The organism is Sorangium sp. So ce302 (assembly GCF_051530145.1).
In the GTDB taxonomy this organism is placed as follows: Bacteria; Myxococcota_A; Polyangia; order Polyangiales; family Polyangiaceae; genus Sorangium; species Sorangium cellulosum_B.
This window is the reverse complement of sequence record NZ_CP150326.1, coordinates 9,917,999-9,938,760: the sequence shown is the minus strand read 5'-3', so window position 1 is coordinate 9,938,760 and position 20,762 is coordinate 9,917,999. Positions and strand designations below refer to the sequence as shown.

General features: G+C 69.1%; 24 protein-coding genes. 15 read left to right on the top strand and 9 right to left on the bottom strand.

What is annotated here, in order from left to right; translation table 11 throughout:
- Positions 1-38 precede the first annotated feature (38 nt).
- Genes WME73_RS37680 through WME73_RS37670 form a run of 3 tightly spaced genes read right to left on the bottom strand, consistent with a single transcriptional unit; the run spans position 39 to position 1,390 of the window.
- Positions 39-227: a four helix bundle protein gene (locus WME73_RS37680; protein WP_437912702.1), complete on the bottom strand. Its 189-nt coding sequence runs from the start codon at positions 225-227 to the stop codon at positions 39-41.
- Positions 172-462, bottom strand: coding sequence for a hypothetical protein (locus WME73_RS37675; RefSeq protein WP_437917532.1), 291 nt, complete (start codon positions 460-462; stop codon positions 172-174). Before WME73_RS37675 ends, WME73_RS37680 begins: the two co-directional genes overlap by 56 nt.
- On the bottom strand, positions 452-1,390 hold the full coding sequence (locus WME73_RS37670; RefSeq protein ID WP_437741138.1) for a hypothetical protein: 939 nt from the start codon (positions 1,388-1,390) through the stop codon (positions 452-454). The genes WME73_RS37675 and WME73_RS37670 overlap by 11 nt, the downstream gene beginning before the upstream one ends.
- A 385-nt stretch (positions 1,391-1,775) precedes the next feature.
- On the opposite strand from WME73_RS37670, the gene WME73_RS37665 reads away from it, so the two are divergent.
- The 5 genes from WME73_RS37665 (at position 1,776) to WME73_RS37645 (ending at position 7,016) form a co-directional block, all read left to right on the top strand.
- Positions 1,776-3,041, top strand: a complete 1,266-nt coding sequence (locus WME73_RS37665) for a pectate lyase family protein (protein ID WP_437912700.1) — start codon at positions 1,776-1,778, stop codon at positions 3,039-3,041.
- A 248-nt stretch (positions 3,042-3,289) separates the two neighbouring features.
- Positions 3,290-3,727: a CBS domain-containing protein gene (locus WME73_RS37660; RefSeq protein WP_437912699.1), complete on the top strand. Its 438-nt coding sequence runs from the start codon at positions 3,290-3,292 to the stop codon at positions 3,725-3,727.
- A 90-nt stretch (positions 3,728-3,817) separates the two neighbouring features.
- Complete coding sequence (locus WME73_RS37655) at positions 3,818-4,753, top strand: hypothetical protein (protein ID WP_437912698.1); 936 nt, start codon at positions 3,818-3,820, stop codon at positions 4,751-4,753.
- Between the two features lie 87 nt (positions 4,754-4,840).
- A complete protein-coding gene (locus WME73_RS37650) occupies positions 4,841-6,316 on the top strand; it encodes a hypothetical protein (protein ID WP_437912697.1) in 1,476 nt (491 codons plus the stop codon).
- Between the two features lie 229 nt (positions 6,317-6,545).
- A complete protein-coding gene (locus WME73_RS37645) occupies positions 6,546-7,016 on the top strand; it encodes a cupin domain-containing protein (protein WP_437912695.1) in 471 nt (156 codons plus the stop codon).
- 162 nt (positions 7,017-7,178) lie between these two features.
- On the opposite strand, the gene WME73_RS37640 is transcribed toward WME73_RS37645, so the two are convergent.
- Positions 7,179-8,072, bottom strand: a complete 894-nt coding sequence (locus WME73_RS37640; protein ID WP_437912694.1) for a sigma-70 family RNA polymerase sigma factor — start codon at positions 8,070-8,072, stop codon at positions 7,179-7,181.
- A 136-nt stretch (positions 8,073-8,208) separates the two neighbouring features.
- Between WME73_RS37640 and WME73_RS37635 the strand changes: the two genes are divergently transcribed.
- The 6 genes from WME73_RS37635 (at position 8,209) to WME73_RS37610 (ending at position 13,709) form a co-directional block, all read left to right on the top strand.
- The gene (locus tag WME73_RS37635) at positions 8,209-8,688 is read left to right on the top strand and encodes a carboxymuconolactone decarboxylase family protein (RefSeq protein ID WP_437917484.1); all 480 of its coding nucleotides are present in this window, start codon (positions 8,209-8,211) and stop codon (positions 8,686-8,688) included.
- 48 nt (positions 8,689-8,736) lie between these two features.
- Positions 8,737-8,955: a transposase gene (locus WME73_RS37630; RefSeq protein ID WP_437741131.1), complete on the top strand. Its 219-nt coding sequence runs from the start codon at positions 8,737-8,739 to the stop codon at positions 8,953-8,955.
- 504 nt (positions 8,956-9,459) lie between these two features.
- Positions 9,460-10,935 (top strand): patatin-like phospholipase family protein, encoded by a 1,476-nt coding sequence (locus tag WME73_RS37625; protein ID WP_437912692.1) that lies wholly within the window; start codon positions 9,460-9,462, stop codon positions 10,933-10,935.
- A 186-nt stretch (positions 10,936-11,121) separates the two neighbouring features.
- Complete coding sequence (locus WME73_RS37620; RefSeq protein ID WP_437912690.1) at positions 11,122-11,670, top strand: hypothetical protein; 549 nt, start codon at positions 11,122-11,124, stop codon at positions 11,668-11,670.
- Between the two features lie 23 nt (positions 11,671-11,693).
- Entirely contained in the window at positions 11,694-12,209 is a 516-nt protein-coding gene (locus WME73_RS37615; protein ID WP_437912689.1) for a hypothetical protein, read from the top strand.
- 231 nt (positions 12,210-12,440) lie between these two features.
- Positions 12,441-13,709, top strand: a complete 1,269-nt coding sequence (locus WME73_RS37610; protein WP_437912688.1) for a PAS domain S-box protein — start codon at positions 12,441-12,443, stop codon at positions 13,707-13,709.
- Between the two features lie 59 nt (positions 13,710-13,768).
- On the opposite strand, the gene WME73_RS37605 is transcribed toward WME73_RS37610, so the two are convergent.
- A complete protein-coding gene (locus WME73_RS37605) occupies positions 13,769-14,080 on the bottom strand; it encodes a MarR family winged helix-turn-helix transcriptional regulator (RefSeq protein ID WP_437912687.1) in 312 nt (103 codons plus the stop codon).
- On the opposite strand from WME73_RS37605, the gene WME73_RS37600 reads away from it, so the two are divergent.
- Both WME73_RS37600 and WME73_RS37595 read left to right on the top strand, forming a co-directional pair.
- Positions 14,021-14,494 (top strand): SDR family NAD(P)-dependent oxidoreductase, encoded by a 474-nt coding sequence (locus WME73_RS37600; RefSeq protein WP_437912686.1) that lies wholly within the window; start codon positions 14,021-14,023, stop codon positions 14,492-14,494. The two genes, WME73_RS37605 and WME73_RS37600, sit on opposite strands and share 60 nt — an antisense overlap.
- A gap of 84 nt (positions 14,495-14,578) precedes the next feature.
- A complete protein-coding gene (locus WME73_RS37595; protein ID WP_437917484.1) occupies positions 14,579-15,058 on the top strand; it encodes a carboxymuconolactone decarboxylase family protein in 480 nt (159 codons plus the stop codon).
- An 80-nt stretch (positions 15,059-15,138) separates the two neighbouring features.
- Here the strand turns inward: WME73_RS37595 and WME73_RS37590 are convergent, their stop codons facing one another.
- Genes WME73_RS37590 through WME73_RS37580 form a run of 3 tightly spaced genes read right to left on the bottom strand, consistent with a single transcriptional unit; the run spans position 15,139 to position 18,020 of the window.
- A complete protein-coding gene (locus WME73_RS37590) occupies positions 15,139-15,861 on the bottom strand; it encodes a hypothetical protein (protein WP_437741125.1) in 723 nt (240 codons plus the stop codon).
- Between the two features lie 9 nt (positions 15,862-15,870).
- On the bottom strand, positions 15,871-17,661 hold the full coding sequence (locus tag WME73_RS37585; protein WP_437741124.1) for a hypothetical protein: 1,791 nt from the start codon (positions 17,659-17,661) through the stop codon (positions 15,871-15,873).
- A complete protein-coding gene (locus WME73_RS37580; RefSeq protein WP_437741123.1) occupies positions 17,658-18,020 on the bottom strand; it encodes a hypothetical protein in 363 nt (120 codons plus the stop codon). Before WME73_RS37580 ends, WME73_RS37585 begins: the two co-directional genes overlap by 4 nt.
- A 389-nt stretch (positions 18,021-18,409) precedes the next feature.
- On the opposite strand from WME73_RS37580, the gene WME73_RS37575 reads away from it, so the two are divergent.
- Positions 18,410-18,643 (top strand): hypothetical protein, encoded by a 234-nt coding sequence (locus tag WME73_RS37575; RefSeq protein WP_437741122.1) that lies wholly within the window; start codon positions 18,410-18,412, stop codon positions 18,641-18,643.
- Between the two features lie 45 nt (positions 18,644-18,688).
- On the opposite strand, the gene WME73_RS37570 is transcribed toward WME73_RS37575, so the two are convergent.
- Positions 18,689-19,999 (bottom strand): MBL fold metallo-hydrolase, encoded by a 1,311-nt coding sequence (locus tag WME73_RS37570; RefSeq protein ID WP_437912685.1) that lies wholly within the window; start codon positions 19,997-19,999, stop codon positions 18,689-18,691.
- A 166-nt stretch (positions 20,000-20,165) separates the two neighbouring features.
- Between WME73_RS37570 and WME73_RS37565 the strand changes: the two genes are divergently transcribed.
- Complete coding sequence (locus WME73_RS37565) at positions 20,166-20,705, top strand: LysR family transcriptional regulator (RefSeq protein WP_437912684.1); 540 nt, start codon at positions 20,166-20,168, stop codon at positions 20,703-20,705.
- Positions 20,706-20,762: the final 57 nt, after the last annotated feature.

The following is a 20,762-nucleotide window of genomic DNA, read 5'->3' as shown; positions in this document are numbered from 1 at the left end:
GGGAGGAGAGGCGCGGCATTGGTGTTAACCAAGCGCGTTCAGGCCCCCAAGCCGCGCCCCCAGCAGTCACCAACGCCGTCGTGGTCGTGCTCGTGGTCGTGGTCGTGGTCGTCAACGGCTAAATCGTGAACGTGAACGTCTCGCTCCGGCGTTCCCCTGCCCTCCGCGATGTTAAGCCGAACGGAAAGCGCCGCTCGACGCAGCTGAGCAGCCAGCTCCCTCTGCACGCGAGGGGCTCGATGCCGCGACAATCGTCGACCATGGTACCGGCGGAACGTTCACGTCTACGATCGTGTCGTCGACGACCACGACCACGACCACGACCACGACCACGTTCACGTTCACGACCACGTTCACGTTGGTTACCGTCTTCGGTGCGACATCGGGAGAACCGGACAGCCTCGTATCTCTCCTCCCCGTCTCCCTGTGTATTCTCGCTTTCTCCGTGGTGCTAGCCGCCACTCCCGCCGCATGCAGAGCCGGTGGCGACCCACTGCCCCTGTACGCAGTCATAGAACTGGTAGTCGGCGCCGCAGACGCTCTGCCCGCACGAGGCTGATACGGGGTTGCCGAGGTAGTCGGTGCCGCCCGTACACTGACACGATCCTGCGCACCCGACGCCGGCGGCGACCCACTGCCCCTGTACACAGTCATAGAACTGGTAGTCGGCGCCGCAGACGCTCTGGCCGCACGAGGCCGTCACGGGGTTGCCGAGGTAGTTCGTGCCGCCCGTACACTGGCACGATCCTCCGCACGCGGCGCCGGTGGCGGCCCACTGCCCCTGTGAGCAATCATAGAACTGGTGGTCGGCGCCGCAGATGTTCTCGCCGCACGTGGCCGATACGGGGTTGCCGAGGTAGTCCGTGCCTCCCGTGCATTCACATGGGCCCGGGCACGCGGATTCAGTCGGACACGGCGGCGGCCATGTCCCCGTTTGCTGGAGGTAATAGCAGGCCTCGCGCGGCGTGGCACGAGGTGCGTGCACGTCGATCGCTGCCAGTGGGGTCACGAAGCACAGAGGGCCGTGATCGTTGAGGTAGCCGCTCATCAAGCAATCCATGTATTGCTTGTTCTTGCACAGGCTGTATTCGTTCATGGGCAGGTTCAATCTGTTGCAGCTCCGGCAAGTATCAAGGGCTCTTTTGAACCCGAAGCACGCGTAGCCTCCAGTGGGCTCGCGGTCCTTGTCCCAGTCGATGCTCTGGCAGCTGATCGGGTCGACGGGCTCGTTGCAGTCGCCGAACGCTGGATCCAAATATTCGCTGCACTCCTCCTCCGTGAGCGCATCCGCCGACGCGGATACATGCTCGCTGAGGCTGGCGTTCTCGACGGTCGTGCAGCCCGCGGCGAAGAGGAGCGTTGCGGCGATTCCCAGTAGCGGATTTCTCATTCTCATTCCTTTGGGTGGCGTTCAGGCGTTCGACGTCGCGCGCCCAGGCTAACAGATCTTGTGTGACGAATGAGTTCATGAAAAATGGCGGTGCCACTTCATGATGACAGGTGCACGGATGGGGCCGCGCTTCGAGCCTCCCCCCTGTCACCTCCAGCAGGCCCACGCGCACAACCAGCCAGGAGTGCCGACACGCCGGCGCCTTCCGCGCGCAGCGGCAAGGCGACGGTGAGCCCCGCGGCCCCTTGGCTGCGAAGGCCGAGCTCCGCCCCAGGATTCGACGCGGATCGCGGTCCGGGGGCGTCCCGGCGATTTGTGACGGCTGGCGGGGGCGCAGCGCAACCTGAGGGAAAGACGCTTGGCTTCCATCACCCGCAGAGGAACCATGACCCACGCGTATCGACTCGCCTCCTTCTCGATTCTCGGCTTGCTGATCGCTTGCAGCTCGACGGACCCCGACGTCACGCCCGGCGGCGGCGCGGGCTCTGGAGGAACCTCGGGCGCGGGGCAGACGACCGGCGGCGGTGGCGTGACGACCACGGGCGTTTCCGGTACCACCACGGGCGGAACAGGCGGCGCCGGAGCCACCACCGGCGCAACGGGCGGCGTCACCGGGGGTGCGGCCGGCACGGGTGGAGCGGGCGCTGGTGGAGGGGACACGGGTGGAGCGGACACGGGTGGAGCGGGCACTGGTGGCGGGGGCACCGGCGGGTCGACCCCGGTTGGGGACCTCCGTATCACGGATGCGGTTCCGGGCTTCGCGAGCGTCGCCGGCGGCACGACCGGCGGCGGCACGGATCTGAGCTCGGCCATCACGGTGGACTCGATGAGAGAGCTCCAGGACGCGGCGAAGGGCTCGACCCCGGCGATCATCCTCGTGAAGCCCGGGAACTACAGCGGGACGCTCGCGCCGGGCGCCAACAAGACGATCATCGGCATCGGGCCCGGGGTGACGATCACGGGCAACATCCGGATGAGCGGCGACGACGTGCACAACATCATCATCCGCAACCTCGCCGTGCGGGGCGCGCGCTGCGCCAGCTACGACGAGTGCAAGGCCGGCGCAGACGCCGTCTACACGGGGAACGGCGCCCACCACGTCTGGCTGGACCACCTGGATATCTCCGACGGCCAGGACGGCAACTGCGACATCACCCAGGGAGCCGACTACGTCACCGTCTCCTGGTCGCGCTTCTACTATACGTACGACAAGGAGCACCGCTTCTCGAACCTGATCGCCGGCAGCGACGACGAGCCGGCGAGCCAGGGCAAGCTGCGCATCACGTACATGAACAGCCACTGGGGCGAGCGCGTCGATTCACGTCAGCCCCGCGGGCGGTACGGCAATGTCCACATGCTCAACAACTATCACAACACCGCTGGCGGCCAGATCCACGGCGTGGGCAAGGACATGGCGCTCATCGCCGAGAACTGCGTCTACGATGAGGACAGGTCGATCTGGACGGACATGGGCAGTCCAAGGGGTTGGAAGGGGATCGGCAACCAGGGGACCGGCGACGACCTGAACGACTCGAGGGGCACCGTCTTCGCGATTCCGTACCGCTACACGCCGATGCCGGCGTCCCAGGTCGTCGCGGCGGTCACCTCTGAAGAGTGCGGAGCCGGCAACACCTGCACGCTTGCTTACTGAGAGCTCCCCCCGGCTGGCAGCCCGGAGAGGGCCTCATCGATTCGTCGAAAAGAGCGATGCCCTCGGTCTGAAATATCCATGCAACAAAGGGCGGCCGCCTCGGCCCGGCCGCACTCTCCACGCGGGGCGAGCTCGGCCGTGAAGCGCGGGGAGGCAGGCGTCCAGGTGAAAAGCAGCCAAAATAATTGCGCATGAGCACGCTGCATGCGCGATTTTTTTGTCATGATTCCCTCAGGAAGGGGATGACCATGGATAGCATTGGCGAAATCCTCAACAGGAAGGGTCGGAACGTCTACACCATCTCGCCGGATGCAACCGTCTTCGAGGCTGTGCAGTCGATGTGCGTGCGGCGCGTGGGCGCGCTGCTCGTGAGCATCGACGGGGCCCCGAGCGGGATCATCAGCGAGAGGGACGTGATGACGCGGGTGATCCTGGCCCGACGCGATCCGGCGGACACGCCCGTCGCGGAGGTGATGAGCTCCGGGGTCGTCTGCGTCGAGCCGAGCACGTCGGCGCGGCAGGCCATGGCGGTCATGACCGAGCGACGCTGCCGTCACCTGCCCGTGGTCCAGGACGGGCGGGTGGTCGGGATGATCTCGATCGGCGACCTCGTGCACTGGGTGAGCCGCGAGCAAGAGGCCGAGATCAAGATGCTGACCGAGTACGTGCAGGGGGTCTACAGCTGAGCGCCCGGCAAGCGGCCGCCTCTCCTCCGGGCTGCCTGTCCCATCGTCCCGCTGGATGGCCCCGGACGGAAAAAAAGATACGCTGTCCGCATGCGCCAGCTTGCTTCGTCCCTCGCCGCCCTCTCCCTCCTGCTCTCGTTCACCCCGCCAGCCCTCGCCGAGGAAACCGTCACGGAAGCGCAGTGGGCGAAGTCCTACGGCTTCCGTCTCGGCGTGGAGGCGGACGTGCTCACCAGCACCATCGAGGCGAACCTCCCCGACTGGGAAACCGTGAGCAGCGACGGGACGAGCGGCGCGTGGGAGGGGAACTCCTTCGTGGCGTCCTTCGCGGCGGTCGCCCAGATCAAGCTGATCGGGGGGCTCCACCTCGACGCCGAGCTGCCGTTTGCGTACGGGAGCAGCAAGGCGAGCGAGCCCGGCGCGGGGGAGCACGACGCGGCGACGGTCGCGCCGGAGCTCGAGGGGTTCTTCTTCGGCAATCCCTCGATAGGACTTCACTACGCCGGGAACATTTCTCCCATGCTGATGCTCGTCGGCGGGCTCTCGGCCTCCATCCCCATCACGCAGGATCCGTCCGACGACACGAAAGCGGCCGCGGCGGCGGCGCTGGCCGTGCGGGGGTACTTCGACACGCAGCGAGCGCTCCTGGAGCACGTCCCGCTGCGGGCCCGCGGCGGCATCGAGCTGCGCCCGATCGAGGCGCTCTATGTGCGGAGCGATCTCGTGGCGATGTTCGCCATCCCCACGGGCGGCGGCGACACGGAGTTCTTCATCGAGCAGAGCAACGAGGCGGAGCTGCGCAGCGTGGGCGGGTTCGGGGTCGGCGCGCGGCTCCAGGCCGCGTTCCCGCTCACACAGACCGACAAGCTGCAGCTCGCGGCCGAGCCCTTCGTCGGGGTGGAGCCACCCGCGTCGGGCCTGTACTTCCGGGCCGGGCTGCTCGTGGCGCTGGACGAGCCGCTCGGGTTCGGCCTGGAGCAGGGCAAGCTCGCGACGCTCCGTGTCGCGGTGGGGGCCAGATTCTGAGCTGGCCGCGGCCGCGTGGCGTGAAGGGACAGGGCCTGCGGGACGGACCTGTGCTGGCACGGGGGGGTCTGCTAAATTTCCCTGTGAATGAAGCGACGGACAGCAGAGCTCAGCGCCGATGATCTGCAGACGCTCGCGCGCTCCCCCGACGAAGGTCTTCGCGTCAAGGCGGCGCTGCACCCGCACACGCCGCTCGCGACGCTGCTCTCACTCGCCACCGACCAGGCCATTGGCGTTCGTCGCGCCCTCGCCCGCCGCATGGGCGCTCCTCGCGAGGTCCTCGCGCAGCTCGCGCGTGACCCCACGCGCCCCGTCCGGTGCGCTGTCGCCGCCCATCCAGGCTGTGACGAGGCGCTCCGCCGCCTGCTCTGGACCGACAGCGACGGCGACGTGCGCGCGGTCGCACGACGCGCCGCAGCGATTCCTCATCACTTCAGCGAAGACCTCGCGCGAATCTTGCGCAACGAGCCGGTGCCCGCTTCGCTGCTCGTCGAGTTTGCCGAGCTCGGAGGCCAGGCACGCCGCGCCGTCGCTTCGCATCGCGAGTGTCCGCGCGACTGGCTCGAACGCTTCCGTCACGACGCCGACGCAGCCGTGCGGCTCGTCGCCGAGACGCGCATGGGTCTCTCGCTCGACACACTGCGTGCCTTCGCGAAACACCGACTGGCTTCTTATCGCGTGACCGCCGCCGCGTCGCTGCCGTGGGACGACGCGAGGATGCCCGAGCTGTTCGCTGATCGGAATGAACGCGTCTTGCTCGCGCTCTTGCGGCGGCCGGACTTCCCCGCCGCGTTTTACGCCCAGATCACAGACAGTCCGCCGCCCGCCGTGCGTCTGCTGCTCGCAACCCACGAAGCGCTCGACGCCGCGCACCTGCAAGGCCTGCTGCGCGACCCGCTCGCGGATGTTCGTCGACGCCTGGCGCGGCGCCGCGCGCTGAGCGCCGAGCAGTTCGAAGTGCTCGCGAACGACGACGACACCTGGGTGAAGCTCGAGCTCGTGAAGCGCCCCGATTGTCCCGAAGCGTGCCTGCGCCGATGGAGCCGTGCCCCGCGCGAATTGTTGCGTCGCGCCGTGTTCGCGCATCCAGGCGTGACGCCGGACATCCTCGCCACCGCGAGCGCCCTGCGCGACAACCATTGCGAGATCGCAAAGCACCCGCTCACACCGGAGCGGATACTCGTCCAGCTGGCCGACTCCGCCGACGTCTTCGTCCGTGGCGCCGTCGCGCAGAATCCGAGCACGAGCGAGCGCATGCTGTCGCAGCTCGCGCGCGACCCCGATTCGTATGTGCGCTTGCTCGTTGGCAGAAACGAGACCTGTCCACTGTCCCTGCTGCTCGACCTCGAACACGACCCGGACTTCGTCGTGCGCCGTCACATCGTATGGCGCGCGGACTGTCCGCTCGATATCCTGGAGCGGCGCGCCACCGACGAGGACGCGAATGTCCGCTACGCCGTCGCGGACCACCCGCGAGCCACCGCCGCCGTGCTGTCGGTGCTGGCGCGTGACGGAGAGATGTTCGTGAGTGCGCGCGCCAAGAAGCGTCTCAGCGGCCCCTGACGACGCGGCTGGAGCGGGGGTGGGAGCGCCGTGCCGCCCTGCTGGCCGCGCGCGCCCGTCCGGTGTGACTGCGCTCCCGGGAGCCTCCTCCCTCGCCCTCCGGGAGAGGATCGGGGTGCGGGGCTGGTCGTGAGCCCCCGCGATCCCCTTGAGCCCGGCGACGCTCGCCTCCACGCTCATGCCCACACCGCGCGGCCGCTGAGCGCAGCCGCTTTGCTCGGAGATGACCATGCCCCTCGAACGCCCTGCCCTGAACCCCAGCGATCTCGAGCCCCGCACCACCTCGACGTACCCCGAGCCGCTTCGCGCGCGCGTCACGCCGCGCGAGAAGCGCGCGCTCGGCGACGCGCTCGGCCTGACGAAGATCGGCGTCAACCTCACCACGCTCTTCCCGGGCAAGGAATCGGCGCTGCGGCACTACCACTCTCACGAGGACGAGCTCGTCTTCGTGCTGGAGGGCGAGGTGGTGCTGCGCACGGACGACGGCGAGCAGGTGCTCACGGCGGGTCAGTGCGCGGGCTTTCCGGCCGGCGCGCGCGACGGGCATCACTTCGTCAACCGCAGCGCCGCGCCAGCGCGTTACCTCGAGATCAGCAACCGCGATCCCGAGGACAGCGCGGAGTATCCCGACGAGGATCTCGCCGTCCGCAAGATGGGCGGCAAGTACGTCTACACGCGCAAGGACGGAACACCTTACTGAGTGGATGAGGTGGTGAATGACCGCCGCGAGAGGTGGGCTCGGGTCCACGCGGCGCCGGGACGCAGCGCAGAGCAGGTCCGCCGCGCGCCGGGCGACGGCGCCGGAGGGCCATGAGGCCGAGCAAGGCGAGCGCGGCGCCGCCGGCGCCCCGGCGCGGGTTGTCTAGATCTCCAGCTGCGGTCCGTCGTCGAGGACCAACAGGTCGAGATCGCGGAGCTGCTCGCGGTCGCCCACGACGTCGATCCGGGCGATTTTCCCTTGCTCGAGGGTGAAGCGGAGCACCCGGAAGAGCCGCCCCTGCGGGGCCACGACGATGCCCACCGTGCCGTCCACGAGGGCAGGGCGAGCGAACCTGGCGCCGCGCGCGGCGGGGATCGCCTGCTTGGCCCAGGCGCGCGCGCCGCGGACCTCGCCCCCGGCCGGGGGCTCGGCCGTGGCGTCGGCGTGGATCACGACGTCCGGATCGAGGATCGCCACGAGCGCGTCGAAGTCGCCGCCGCGCATGGCCGCGATGAAGGCGTCGACGACCTCGCGCTGGCGGCCGACGTCGGCGTCCGGAGACGGGGGCGCGCCCTGCACGCGGCGGCGGGCGCGGCTCGCGAGCTGCCTCGCCGCGGCCGGGGAGCGGCCCACGATGGCGGCGATCTCCTCGAAGGGCACCGCGAACAGGTCGTGCAGCACGAAGGCGAGCCGCTCGGCGGGGGTCAGCGTGTCGAGCACCACGAGCAGCGCGAGGCCGACCGAGTCGGCCAGCACCGCCTCGCGCTCGGGGTCGGTCCCGGCCTCGCGGTCCGCGGCGGGGTCGGGCGCGGCCATCGGGTCCTCGCGCCGCGCCTTTCTGGAGCGCAGCATGTCGAGGCACACCCGCGCCACGACCGTCGTCAGCCACCCGCCCAGGTTCTCGACGCCGCTCGTGTCGGCGCGGCTCAGGTGGAGCCAGGACTCCTGCACGGCGTCCTCCGCCTCGCTCAGGGAGCCGAGCATCCGGTACGCCACGGCCTGCAGATGGGCCCGGTGGGCCTCGAACCGCTCCGCCAGCCAAATATTTTCATCCATCGGTCACACTCCCTCGTCGTGCTTCGTCATGGCTGTGACGGACGAACCCTAGCCGATGTGACGACGCGAACGGACGTTCAGCGCCCCGTCATGGTTGGCGAGCACACCCGAACGCCTCGGAAGGAGCACGAACATGCTGAAAGCACGGATGAAGAACCCCGCGATGGTCATCCCCGACGTCATGCAGCCCATCTACGCCCTGTTCGGCGCGGTGAAGAAGAGCGGCGTGCCGGCGCGGACGCTCGAGCTCGTCCACCTGCGGGCGAGCCAGATCAACGGGTGCGGCCCCTGCGTCGACATGGGCGCGCGCGAGATGAAGAAGGCGGGCGAGACCGACGAGCGCCTGTTCGCCGTGGCGGCCTGGCGCGAGGCGCCCTATTTCACCGACGCAGAGCGCGCCGCGCTGGCGCTCGCCGAGGCCGCGACGAGGCTCAGCGATCGCGCGGACGCGGTGCCCGACGACGTGTGGGAGGAGGCCGCGAGGCATTACGACGAGCCGGCGCTCGCGGCGCTGACCCTGCACATCGCGCTGACCAACTTCGCCAATCGCATCAACGTCACCACCAGGCAGATCGCCGGCTCGGTGAAGTGGGAGGGGCGCGCGGACAACCGCTGAGGCGGAGGCTAGCCCAGGAGGGGGCGCTGCGCGCTGACGCGCATCGTCGTGGGCAGCGTAGAGCGGTTCCACAGCGAGCACGCCGTGCGCCGCAGCGCGCGCGGAGCCGCCAAGACCGGCTCCGTGACGGTCGTGCAACGCACGTCCAGCGACCTCCGATTGAATCCACACCTGCACGTTCTCTTTCTCGACGGCACCTATCACGAAGACGGCGCAGATCTGGTGTGGAACGAGCTCGTACTGGACGAGCACCGTCCTGCGCCGTAAGACGCTCGGGGACGCCGCGTAGCCTACCGAAAGAGCACCGCGGGCCAGAGACCCGCCTGTCAGGGCGACGTGTGCCTGCGGCCCGCCCATGCGCCGCTTTTCGCGCTCAGCGCCGCGCCCGAATGCGCTCCAGAGCCCCCACGACCTCGCCATCTGACGCCCACGATGCCGCCCGATCCATTCGCCGCGCACGGGATGCCGAGGATCGCCTCGAGATCGTCGCTCACGGCCGTGAGCGTCACTCCGCTCCCCTCGCCCAGGCGGATGCCGGTGCCGTTCTCCGGGCCAACGTTGGCCCCCCCTGCAGGGCGCGCTGCTGCGCTGGTTGCGCTGCTCTCGCCCCCTTTGCGCAGTTCTTCCGGGACCTGGTCCTCCCACAAGATGCGAGATCCATAGAGCCTCGGCGCGCGAAGCCTGCTTCTCATGGGCACGGCTCAGCTGCATGAACGCAGGTGAGCCCACGGCGCACCCGGTGCTCGAGGGGCGTCGCTGTCAGGAGGAACCATGGACAATCGCCCTTCGGAGAGAATACCTGAGCCGGACGAAGAGCGCATGCCCCCTCCCGCCGCCGCCCCGGCCTCTGCTTCCGCTTCCACGCGCGACGCCGAGGGCGTGCGTCCCGGCGCGAACCCTCCGCCCCAGAGGCGTCGAATCGACTTCGTGCTCGAGGGCGGCGGCGTGAAGGGAATCGCGCTTGCCGGAGCGATCAGCGCCATCCACAATCAGCTCGAGCAACGGAAGGAGTACGGGGACCAGTTCACGCTCGAGGGCAGCCGCGCCGCCGGCACCTCGGCGGGGGCCGCGATCGCCGCGCTCCTGGTCGCCGGCTACACGCCCGCCGAGATCCGGCGCATCATCGCTGGCCCGGAAATCGCGCGGCTGGTCGACACGACTTGGCTCAGCCGGATCCCCGTCATCGGCAAGCCGCTGGACATCACCGTCGGGCTGCTGACGGAGCTCGGCGCCTACAGGGGAGACTACTTCCTTCAATACCTACAGGGCCTGCTGCTCGACAAGGGGATCAGCACCTTCAAGGACATCATCGTCAAGGGGAGAGAGCGTGAGACGAATCCGCTGCTGCGCTATCGGGCGCACTTCGTCGCCTCGGACATCACGCGGGGCACCGTGCTCGTCCTACCCGGCGACATCGACGCCGAGCGCTATGGGGTCGAGCCGGATGATCTCGAAGTGGCCCTCGCGGTGCGCATGAGCATGAGCGTGCCGTTCTTCTTCCGCCCGGTCCGGCTCCGCGGGACCAACGGGGTCAACAGCTACATCGTGGACGGGGGGCTGCTGAGCAATTTCCCCGTCGAGGTCTTCGACGAACTCCACTGGGCCGCGGCGAGCCGAGTATCGCGCACGGCGGTGGCGTATCTATGCCTCGCGGCTGCCTGCGCACATGAGCTTTCGAGCGAGGCGCCCTCTCCGCTTGATGAGCCTCAGCCAGTTGTCACGGAGCGGTACATCGGCATGGGACCGCATCGGCTCCTACCCAATTGGGCAGACTGGTGCGAGGCCGCGCACAGCGAGTGCAAAGATAGGCGGCGCATCACCGGGTTCTACACCGGCGGGCGCGCGAATGGAGGTTACGATCTCATTTGCATCGCCGCCGGAGCTGATGTGCACGAAGTCACCCCAGAGGATCTCAGCGCTGCGGACGCAGTGCTCGAAGGCACTGACATCAATAGAGTGCATTGGGTCAACGCCGCCGAGGCTGCGCAGAAGATGTGCATGAGCATGGGCCGTCTCGCTGGCCGTTTCACTGGCCGACAGTTTCGGAATAAGTATGAGCTCGTCTGCCTGGGGTTGAACGTACAGCGGTTCAACATCGACCGAAGCGAGGTCGGCGACCTGCGCACCCTTGCATGGGATGAAGCCGGACAGATGGCAGACGAGTTATGCCGCGCAAGGGGGAGCGGCAGCGGCTTCTTCAGCGGCCGCAGATTGAACGCAACCTACGAGCTGATCTGCTTGCCATGAGCACGCGCTCGGCCACGTCTCCAACGCCGAGACCCCGCGCGGTGAGCTCGACGAGCCGCAGCCTCACGGCGTCGCCTGTCGACTCGAGGCGAGCGTCGGTTCAGCGCGGTCGAGGATGTTGACGGCCCGGCGTTCGTCGAGCGGGGGGGCCTCGTCATGCTAGATTTCTCAAAGGAGGCTCCGGCGATGCGACACCCGTTCGAGCTCGTTCCGGAAGAACGACGTATACCGATCCTGTGGTCGCTGCTGGGCCTGGCCGTCGCGAGCGGCGCGGCGGCGGCCGTCGCGGACAGGCGCCTGCGGACGGAGGCCGCTCCGTGGGGGATCGTCTCGTTCGAGCTGGCGGGCACCTGGGCGCGCGCCCGCCGCATCGTCGAGTCCTGGGATGATGCTGCGCGCGTCAGCGCTGCGTTCAGCCTGGGAGTCGACTACCTCCTCCTGGCGGCCTATGCCAACGGCCTCGCGCTGGCCTGTGTGATGGGAGCCGACGCCTTGAAGAAGCGCGGCCTGCCGGGAGCGAGCCTGGGTGCGCCGCTGGCCTGGGGACAGTGGCTCGCCGGCCTGCTGGACGCGACGGAGAACGCCGCCTTGCTCGAGGTCTTGCGCGGATCCGACGAAGCGCTCTGGCCTCCCCTCGCGCGCCGGTGCGCGCAGGCCAAGTTTTGCCTGGTGGGCGCCGGGATAGCGTATGGACTCCTCGGCTATCTTGCGCACCGTCGAAGCAAAGGGCGTTGAGATCCACGCGGCTCACTCCTCCGGTGCAGCTCGATCGCCTCCCGGAGAGCCAGCGGCCCCAGCGCGGCCGGCGGTGGCCCACCGAGGTCCTCCGCTTCGGACCGGGTGGAGAGGTGGCCTACGAGGACTGGGAGACAGGGCGCAAGGCGTGGTCGCCCGAGCACGGCGACGGCCTCGTCGCGGCGAACGACGAGGTGCCCTGGGGCACGACCGCGGAGTTCACGAGCGATGGGCAATTCCTGATGTTCACCCCGGTCGACTTCGACGACCTGCTCGGCGTCTACGCCTGGAACCTCGTCGAGGACACGCTCGCCGCGCTGAAGCTCGGCCAGCCGATGCTCGACTCGTTCGTGCTGGAGCCCGAGCAGGGCGTCGTGCTCGTGCCGGGGCGCCGTTCATGCGACACCACCTCGACGGCAGCGGGGAAGGCGAAGCCCTCCTCGAGGAGAGCGGCGCTCTGCTGCGCAGCGAGAGCGCGGCGACGCTCGCGATCGCAGGCCGGCGCGGCGGAGAGGAGGGCATCTACGCGCTGCCCGTGAAGGACGGTGAAGCCCTCCCGACGCTCATCGAGGCGGGGCGTATCGTCTCCGTGTCCGGCAGCCACGTCTATTTCGTGGCTCCGGACGGCCTGTGCGCGGGCCCCTTGTAGAACACCACCAACTCACGATTCGACGGCTTACCCCCATGCTCCGTGTGGCAGAACACGTCGCGAGCGGGGCTCAAGGCGCGAGCCCTGTCCGCGCTGCACGGGATATCGTATAAGGTCTTCCATGACGAGCACGAGATCACAAGGAACGTCCGGGGCTACCGCGATGTCGGCGGACTGGTATGCGACCGTCTTGCAGCGAGCGCCGCTTGGGATCATCGTGCTCTCCCGCGACCTCGACGTCGTCGCCTGGAACGACGCCGCGGAGCGCCTGCTGGGCTTCCCGTCGGGGGAGGCCATCGGCCAGAAGATCGACGCGCTGGTGGCCGCGCGGGGCGACGCCGAGGCGTGGCGGCGGCTGCTCCAGGAGGACGCCGGCGCGCCCCGGATCTGGGCCCATGCCCGGAAGGACGGGGGCGACGTGCATTGCGAGTGGCTCCACGAGCGCATCGTCGACGAGCACGGCGGGGTGACCGGCCTCGTGTGCTTCGGGCGGGACGTGACGGCGCGGATCGAGAAAGAGGCGCGCCATGTGCTCGAGGAGCACCTGCTCCGCGCCATCGTGGAGAACCTCCCGATCGCGTGCTGGGCAGTCGACCTGGAGGGCACCTTCCTGTACTTCGATGGCGCGGCGCTGAGGGCGCTCGGCTTGACGCCGGGGTGTGCCATCGGGAAGAGCGTATTCGAGCTCTACGCCAAGCAGGACATGACTGCGCTGAGGCGAGCCCTGGGCGGTGAGGCGTCACACAACTCCGCCGAGGCGGCCGGCCGCATCTGGGAGACCTGGTTCATGCCCGTCCGCTCCGGCGGCGCGACGGCCATCGCGGCCGCGTGCGTCACGATGGACATCACCGAGAGCCGCGGCCGGGAGCAGGAGCTCCGGAGCAAGCTGGAGCTCATCGAGCGGCAGCAGTGCGTCATTCGCGAGCTGTCGACGCCCATCATCCAGGTCTGGGACGGGGTGCTGGCGCTGCCGATGATCGGGGTCATCGACAGCGCGAGGACCGCAGAGGTGATGGACAGTTTGCTCGATGCGGTCGTCCGCACGCAAGCGCGCTGCACCATCCTGGATCTCACCGGCGTCGAGACCGTGGACACCCAGACGGCGAGCTACATCATCAAGCTCATCCGGGCCATCCAGCTGCTCGGCGCCGAGGGCGTCATCACCGGGATCCGGCCGACCGTCGCCCAGACGGTCGTGAACCTCGGGCTCGATCTGGCCAACATCACCACGCTGTCGAACCTCCAGGCCGGGCTCAAACACTTCATCCTGCGCCAGCAGCGAAGCGCCCCGCAGGCAAGCGCGCCGGCGCCGTCCACGAGGCCGGGGGAGACGGAAGTCCAAATGTTTCGGAAACGTCAAGCCTCAACTGCGGGACCTGCCCCGGGTTGACAGAGCATTCTTCTATGCGATCCGACACCGCCCTGGAAAAGCGGCGCTAGTTCAACAGCTTATCCGTGCATCCAAGGGGCCGCCTTCACTCGACAGCCTGCGGGGCACGACGTGCCTGATCGGTAGACCCGCGACACGCGGGCGTCGTTCGGATCGCGCCGGCGGACCCCGAGGCCGGCCTTCTCGAGGCGGCCCAGCGCCTTGGTGACCGTCGGCGGCTCGACGCCGAGGCGCTCGATGAGCGCCGACTGCGAGAGGCCGTCGCTCTGCCAGAGCTGGCGCAGCAGCACGTCCTGCCCGGGCTGCAGGCCGTGGAGGGCGGCGACGCCCTCGTTGTCTTCTTCGAGCTTGCGTCGGACGAATCGATCCACGCCGCAACGCGGGCCGCGCTCGAGCGCTGGGGGCGCATCGAGTTCCTGGTCAACAACGCTGTTGAGTGGGGCGCGGGCTCTCCGGGGAATCCTCCCCTCTTCGAAGCGCGGCCGAGCGACGAGTGGCGCAAGGTGCTCCGCGCCAACATCGAGGGCGCCTATGCTGCCATTCAAGCGGTCGTCCCCTCGATGCGCGAGCGGCACTGGGGCCGCATCGTCAACGTGTCCTCCGGCCTGGCGGTGAACGGCATCCCCGGCTCGGCCGCCTACTCGGCGGCGAAGTCGGCGCTCCACGGCATCACGCGCTCGCTCTTCGAGGAGCTGGCGCCGGCGGGCATCTTGACGAACGTCGTCAGGGCTAGCGGTCACACTCCCTCGTCGTGCTTCGTCATTGCTGTGACGGACGAACCCTAGCCGATGTGACGACGCGAACGGACGTTCAGCGCCCGGTCACGGTTGGCGAGCACACCCGAACGCCTCGGAAGGAGCACGAACATGCTGAAAGCACGGATGAAGAACCCCGCGATGGTCATCCCCGACGTCATGCAGCCCATCTACGCCCTGTTCGGCGCGGTGAAGAAGAGCGGCGTGCCGGCGCGGACGCTCGAGCTCGTCCACCTGCGGGCGAGCCAGATCAACGGGTGCGGCCCCTGCGTCGACATGGGCGCGCGCGAGATGAAGAAGGCGGGCGAGACCGACGAGCGCCTGTTCGCCGTGGCGGCCTGGCGCGAGGCGCCCTATTTCACCGACGCAGAGCGCGCCGCGCTGGCGCTCGCCGAGGCCGCGACGAGGCTCAGCGATCGCGCGGACGCGGTGCCCGACGACGTGTGGGAGGAGGCCGCGAGGCATTACGACGAGCCGGCGCTCGCGGCGCTGACCCTGCACATCGCGCTGACCAACTTCGCCAATCGCATCAACGTGACCACCAGGCAGATCGCCGGCTCGGTGAAGTGGGAGGGGCGCGCGGACAACCGCTGAGGGAGCGTGACGCCCGGTCCTGGAGAGCGGCCGCCGGGAGGCGTGCTCGCTTGACGATCTCACGATGATCGAGCGCGTCGTCAGCTCACCGCCTCGAGATCGAGGAGCTGCGCAAAACTCGTCGCCAGGGGCTGCACGGCGGCGCCGCCGAACAGGGACAGGGCGAAGGCACGATCGTCGGGCTGCATCGCGACGATGACCGTGTCCTCCCAGGTGACCGCACAGGCGATTGCATTGGAGAACCAGAGATCGCCGAACGCGCGGCGCCGCGCCTCGTCACGGAAGCGCGCCAGCGTGTCCGGGCGCTGCGTGCGTTCGGCGAGCACGCTGTGGATGGGCAAGACGTGGCGCGAACGATCTGCGAGCGCCGAGACGCAGAGGAGCTGGGACAGCGAGCCGGCCAGCACCTCGCCCTCGTCCGGCGCGATGTTCGCGAACGAGTATCCGGTGCGCGTGTTGATGAGCTCGAGGCGCGCCTCCGCCCCTTCGGACTCCACCAGGTAGAGATCCTCGAACGGATCGTCCCGGCCGAGGGCGAAGAGCGTGAATCCTTCGGGTGGCGCGTCGCGGGTCGCGGCCAGCGCTTCGTCGAGGCTCGCGGCGCTCGCGTCGAACGGGCCAAGGGTGAGCCACGCTGCGTCTGCGCCGAGCAGCTCGAGGAACCGGCGATGAACCGGCAGCAGCGCACGCCCCATGCGCGATTCGATCCTGCGGAGCGTCGCGGCGTCGGCGCCGCGGACGGCGCCGGGGAACGACGCGTCCAGCGCGGCGCAAAAGGTCACGACGCGGTCGATGTCATCCATGGCTGCGGCTCAGAATCCTTGGTTGGGCGGAAGCACCGAGTTGGTGTTGAACGGCGCGCCGCGCTGCTGCCCTCCCTGCGTGCACAGGAGGTGGCCCAGGTAACGGCGACAGCTAGGACAGGACGCCTGGAGCTGGCCGTCTTGCCGCCCGTGCGCCGTGGGCCCCACCCATATCTCCGCCATCGAGGTCACGCGCAGGCCGAAGTCGAGCGCGTGCGCGAGCAGCGCGCTGGCTGCGCAGCGTCCGAAGGTGGGGCCGACGGCGGCTGGAGCGTAGTCGCGGAACCCGCGCGAGGCGCTGAAGATGCGGTATCGATTGTTCGAGTGCCGAGACCAGTAGCCGTTCGGAGGGGCGCCCAGGCCCGCGAAGTTGCCCGAGACAGCGCGCAGGCGCACCTGCGTGCCGTTCATGCGGGTGGCGCGCAGGACGCCGATCATCTTTCCGGCCGTGCCCAACCCTCCGGCAGGGTTCAGCGAATCCACCGGGACATTGGCCAGCCAGGCGAAGTTGAGCGGGCTCGCTGCGCGGAGCGGAGCGGCGACCGCGCGGAGGGCGTGTATCTGGTTGCGCAGCGCGATCACGTCCAGCACGGCGTCATTCTGCGCCAGATCGGGGTCCAGCCAGTGCTCCACGTTTCGACCGTTCACCTGGCAGCCGGCGCACAACCCTCCATGATGGTGATTCGCCGTCGGCGCGACCGTGGCGACCCCGCCGGGCGCATGGGGCCGCTGGCGGGCGCCGACGGCCGGTCCGTGGAGACACGCAGCGGCCGCGACGGGGGTCACGTACGCGCCGCCGGCGGGTGCCAGGTCCACGCGGGAGCATGCCTCGCGCCGGACCTCGACGTTGGTCACGGCCGTCGCGTGGACGCCGTTGACCGTATAGCGCACGGTCACTTGCTCGGTGCCGTCGTCGTCCGCGATGAGGCGGATGCGGTCGAACCCGACGCCATGATTGCCCGGCTGATTGGGATCGATGGCGAGCACGTTCGCCCCGCCGAGCGTCCACAAGAACGTTCCTCCGGGCGGCGCGAAGGCGGCGGTGAGCACCACGCGATGCCGCGGGTAGCCCTGGGGGCGCACGATGGGCGCGGGCGCGGGCGCGATCTGCACCGCGACGACGGATGCGCGGACGATGGCCATCGCCGTGTGCGCGCCGACGGTATACCGGACCCGCACGCGCTCGGTCCCCGGCGCGGCGCCCTCGATGGTGGCGGCGGCGTTGTTGCCCGGCGCGACGCCGCCCGGGAACTGGACGACATTCGTCGCGTCCGGCAAGTCCCAGGCGTAGGTGCCGCCGCCGGGAGCGCCCGCCGCCTGCAGCGCCATCGTCGGAGCCGGAACGGCGTGCGCCATGGTCGGCGTCAGCGGCAGGAGCTGCACGGCGACGACGGCCACCTGCGCGTCGGCGTGCGGAGTCTGACCGGCGAACGCGTACGTCACGCGCACGGCCTCCACGCCGCCGGTGAGCCCCACGATCGTTGCGTTGGGGCTGTTGATCGGCGCGGCGCCGCCCTGGAACTGCACGACGCCCGCCGCGTTCGGCAACGTCCACGTATACGTGCCTCCCGCTGGAGCCCCGACGGCCTGCAACACCTGCACCGGCGCCGCGCCCTGATCGCGCGTGAGCACGACCGGCGTCGGCTGCACCGTGACGGTCACGACGACCGGCGCGGTTCGAACGCACGGCTGGCTGACGAGGCGCACCTCCTTGGAGGGAAACGCCGCGGAGGCGCGATCCGTCGACTCGAAGGACACGACCGGATCACGTTTGCGCTTCCCGGGGACGCCCTGCGTCATGGCTGCGACGCACGCTCGTTCGAGAGCAAGGCGCAAATCAGGTCCAGCCGCTGCGCTGCGGGCGTCCCCTGCCGGTCGAGGATGTCGCGTACCCAGACGAACGCGGGGTCGGCGTCGAAGTCGTGGCCGAGCAGATACATGACGTTGATCACGCGGAGGACCTCGCGCTCGGTCGTGACGCCGTATCGCGCTGCCTTGTCGATGCCCTTCAGGATCGCCGCGCGCACGCTCTCCTCGCCCATCGCCTCGCATTCCCAGGGCCAGTTGTCCCGGAGACATCGGCTCACGCGCGCGACGAAGTCGGACTCCGCCCGGGCGGCCAGCGCCGCGAGCTGCTCGTCGCGAATGACCAGCGCCACGGGCTCGATCCTAGCGCAAGCGGCGTCGTTTGCCTATGGTCGTGCTGGGGCCGCACCGCCCCACAGGCGCGCGGCAAGATTCCGCTCGTGGGGTTCGAGGCGGGGGCGTCGATTCGATCACCAGGTGATTCGAGATTGAAGAGGTGCTCGCGCGGATCAGGACGCACCTGAGCTTGCGCGCACGAGGGCGGGTATGAGCTGATCCAGAAGGTGCGGCAATTGCCGGAAGAGCGCGGGGGGAGCGTGCCGGCGCTGGCGTCGACCGCATTTGCGCGCGCCGGTGAGACTCCTCGCGGCATTCACGCAGCGCCATCCCGCCGTGGAGATCGAGATCGTCGCCTTGGACCGTCGCGTGAACGTGATCGAAGACGGCTTTGACGTGGCGCTGCATGAGGCCGTTCGCGCTGGCGCCGGGATCGCGCCCGTGCCCAGCATTCTCTGCGCAGAGGACGTGCGCAGGGGGCGCCTGGTCCGCGTGCTCGCCGACGGGGCATTACGACGAGCCGGCGCTCGCGGCGCTGACACTGCATATCGCGCTGACCAACCTCTTCAATCGGGTCAACGTCACCACGAGGCAGATCGCCGGCTCGGTGAAGTGGGAGGCGCGCGCGGACAACCGCTGAGGGGGAAGACGGGGAAGACAGGGAAGACGATGTGGGATTTGCGTCCTAAGAGCGACCAGAAGCGGCGCTCATGCCCCGGCGCCCGGTGAGCCATGCGGTCCTGGCAGCGGCCAGAAGCGCGGCGGCGCCGAGGACATAGAGCCGGCGCAGGGCGACCCCCGTCTTGTCGGGATCGAAATCGGTGAGCGAGCACCGCGCGCCGCGCGGCAATACCCAGGCGTCGCTCCCGCCGCCGATCGCGCGCAGCGCGCGCCCGAGCGTCTTCTCGGGCGCCATCCGGCTCTGAACGTACAGGATCCAGCGGCCCAGCGGCGTATGCCCCTTCGGCTTCTGCTCCATCGACGTGACGACGCGGCGGAGCTCGGCGGCCGTCTCGGCCGCGCTCCCCTCGCCCGGCAGGCGGGCCCATTCCCCGTGACCCGGCAACACCCACGCGAACCTCATCCAGCCGGCCTCGGCCGCCGCGAGCAGATACCGCACCGAGCGGATCTGGCGCTCCCAATCTTCCCAGCATTGCAATCGATGCGCCACGAGTTGACCCAGGAAGCGCGAGTAGCTCAGGTGATCGCCGGTGAACAGGAAGCGGCCTCGGTACAGGAGGCATAACGAGCCCGGCGTGTGCCCGGGCTGCGGCAATAGCATGATCTCGGCCTCTTTGGCCGCCTCTCTCGAGAGCGGCTCCCCCTCGAGCGAGAGCGGGCCGAGCTCGTTCCCGAGCTTGATCTCCACGTCGCCGGTCGAGGGCATGTACTTGTTCTCACGGAGGTTCACGTCCGCGGCGCCGATGATGCGGCGGCAACCCGGGAAGCGGCTGGCGAACTCGGCGTGGTGGTTCGTGTGGTCCCGGTGCGTCAGAAAGAGCCATCGCACGCCGCCGTGCTCCGCGAGCCAGCGGAAGACCTCCTCGCTCGGCTTCGGGGGATCGATCAGCACCCCGCCTCCGTCGCGCTCGATGAAATAGGAAAGAGCGCCGAAGTTCTTGATGGATGGCTGTCCGATGATCCAGACATGATCCTCGATGGGCCGCGGAAAACCGCGCCAAGGTGACCCAAGATCGCCCCGGCGAACCTGCGCCGGGCCCGGCTTGAGCGTGATGGCGCCGAACGGGCACGCCGCGACCGCCGTCCGCGCCGCCATCAGATCTTCCTTGCTCCGCGGCTGCCGCAGCACACCGGTGAAGGCGCCCTCCTCGTAGGAGCCCGGCAGCACCGAGAGGCGGCGGCCTGCCCGGAGGTCGCCGGCCGGCACCACCTCGCCCAGGAGCTCCGGCGCGTAGTTCCGGCACGTGGCGGCGCCGCAGCACTTGCGCGTAACGAATAGCTCTCCCCACTCCTCAACCTGCATTTCGTCTTGCATCGCGGTCCCTCGTGGATGGCAATCGCTGGTAGAGCATCTCTCAGCCGAGCTCGGAGTTCTCCATTTCTTCGCTGCCAGTCGTGGCAGTGTCAAGACGACGGTAGCTTCTCCCGCTGCGCTTGACCAGGTGGCGGCGGGCGAATAGCCTGTTCGACCAGGCTGCACAATGTTCGATTTCGACGCGATGGCGACGTTCGTGGAGGTGGTGCAGCTCGGGAGCTTCAGCGCGGCGGCGAAGGCGCTGCGGCTGCCGCGTTCGACGGTCAGCCAGCGTGTGGCCCGCCTCGAGGCGTCGCTCGGCGTGCGACTCCTCGAGCGCACGACGCGCGTGGTGCGACCGACGAGCGCCGGCGCCGCGTATCACGAGCGCTGCGCGCGCATCCTGTCCGAGATGGAAGAGGCCAACGCCGCGGTGAAGGACCTCGAGTCCTCCCCACGCGGCGTGTTGCGGGTGGCAACGCCGCTCCTGTTCGGCCAATCGTTCCTCGCCAGCGTGGCAGCCGCATTCACGCAGAGCCACCCCGCCGTGGAGATCGAGATCGTCGCCTCGGAGCGTCGCGTGAACCCGATCGAAGACGGCTTCGACGTGGCCATCCTGCTCTTCGCTTCCGACGACGAATCGAGCCTGATCGCGCAGCGGTTGAAGGGAGGTGACCTGTGGCTGTGCGCGACGCCGTCGTGGGGCGAGAGTAGCCGTGTGGCCTGAGCGCGACCGAACGCGCTTGGTGAACACCGATGCCCTCGGCCGTCTGGCTCGGTCCGG

Coding starts and splice junctions, on each gene's coding strand:
- WME73_RS37665 (WP_437912700.1), top strand. CDS start 1,776: ATGACCCACGCGTATCGACTCGCCTCCTTCTCGATTCTCGGCTTGCTG.
- WME73_RS37620 (WP_437912690.1), top strand. CDS start 11,122: ATGCGACACCCGTTCGAGCTCGTTCCGGAAGAACGACGTATACCGATC.
- WME73_RS37640 (WP_437912694.1), bottom strand. CDS start 8,072: ATGGATGAAAATATTTGGCTGGCGGAGCGGTTCGAGGCCCACCGGGCC.
- WME73_RS37590 (WP_437741125.1), bottom strand. CDS start 15,861: ATGGATGACATCGACCGCGTCGTGACCTTTTGCGCCGCGCTGGACGCG.
- WME73_RS37625 (WP_437912692.1), top strand. CDS start 9,460: ATGGACAATCGCCCTTCGGAGAGAATACCTGAGCCGGACGAAGAGCGC.
- WME73_RS37610 (WP_437912688.1), top strand. CDS start 12,441: ATGACGAGCACGAGATCACAAGGAACGTCCGGGGCTACCGCGATGTCG.
- WME73_RS37585 (WP_437741124.1), bottom strand. CDS start 17,661: ATGACGCAGGGCGTCCCCGGGAAGCGCAAACGTGATCCGGTCGTGTCC.
- WME73_RS37575 (WP_437741122.1), top strand. CDS start 18,410: ATGAGGCCGTTCGCGCTGGCGCCGGGATCGCGCCCGTGCCCAGCATTC.
- WME73_RS37565 (WP_437912684.1), top strand. CDS start 20,166: ATGTTCGATTTCGACGCGATGGCGACGTTCGTGGAGGTGGTGCAGCTC.
- WME73_RS37670 (WP_437741138.1), bottom strand. CDS start 1,390: ATGAGAAATCCGCTACTGGGAATCGCCGCAACGCTCCTCTTCGCCGCG.
- WME73_RS37650 (WP_437912697.1), top strand. CDS start 4,841: ATGAAGCGACGGACAGCAGAGCTCAGCGCCGATGATCTGCAGACGCTC.
- WME73_RS37570 (WP_437912685.1), bottom strand. CDS start 19,999: ATGCAAGACGAAATGCAGGTTGAGGAGTGGGGAGAGCTATTCGTTACG.
- WME73_RS37660 (WP_437912699.1), top strand. CDS start 3,290: ATGGATAGCATTGGCGAAATCCTCAACAGGAAGGGTCGGAACGTCTAC.
- WME73_RS37645 (WP_437912695.1), top strand. CDS start 6,546: ATGCCCCTCGAACGCCCTGCCCTGAACCCCAGCGATCTCGAGCCCCGC.
- WME73_RS37655 (WP_437912698.1), top strand. CDS start 3,818: ATGCGCCAGCTTGCTTCGTCCCTCGCCGCCCTCTCCCTCCTGCTCTCG.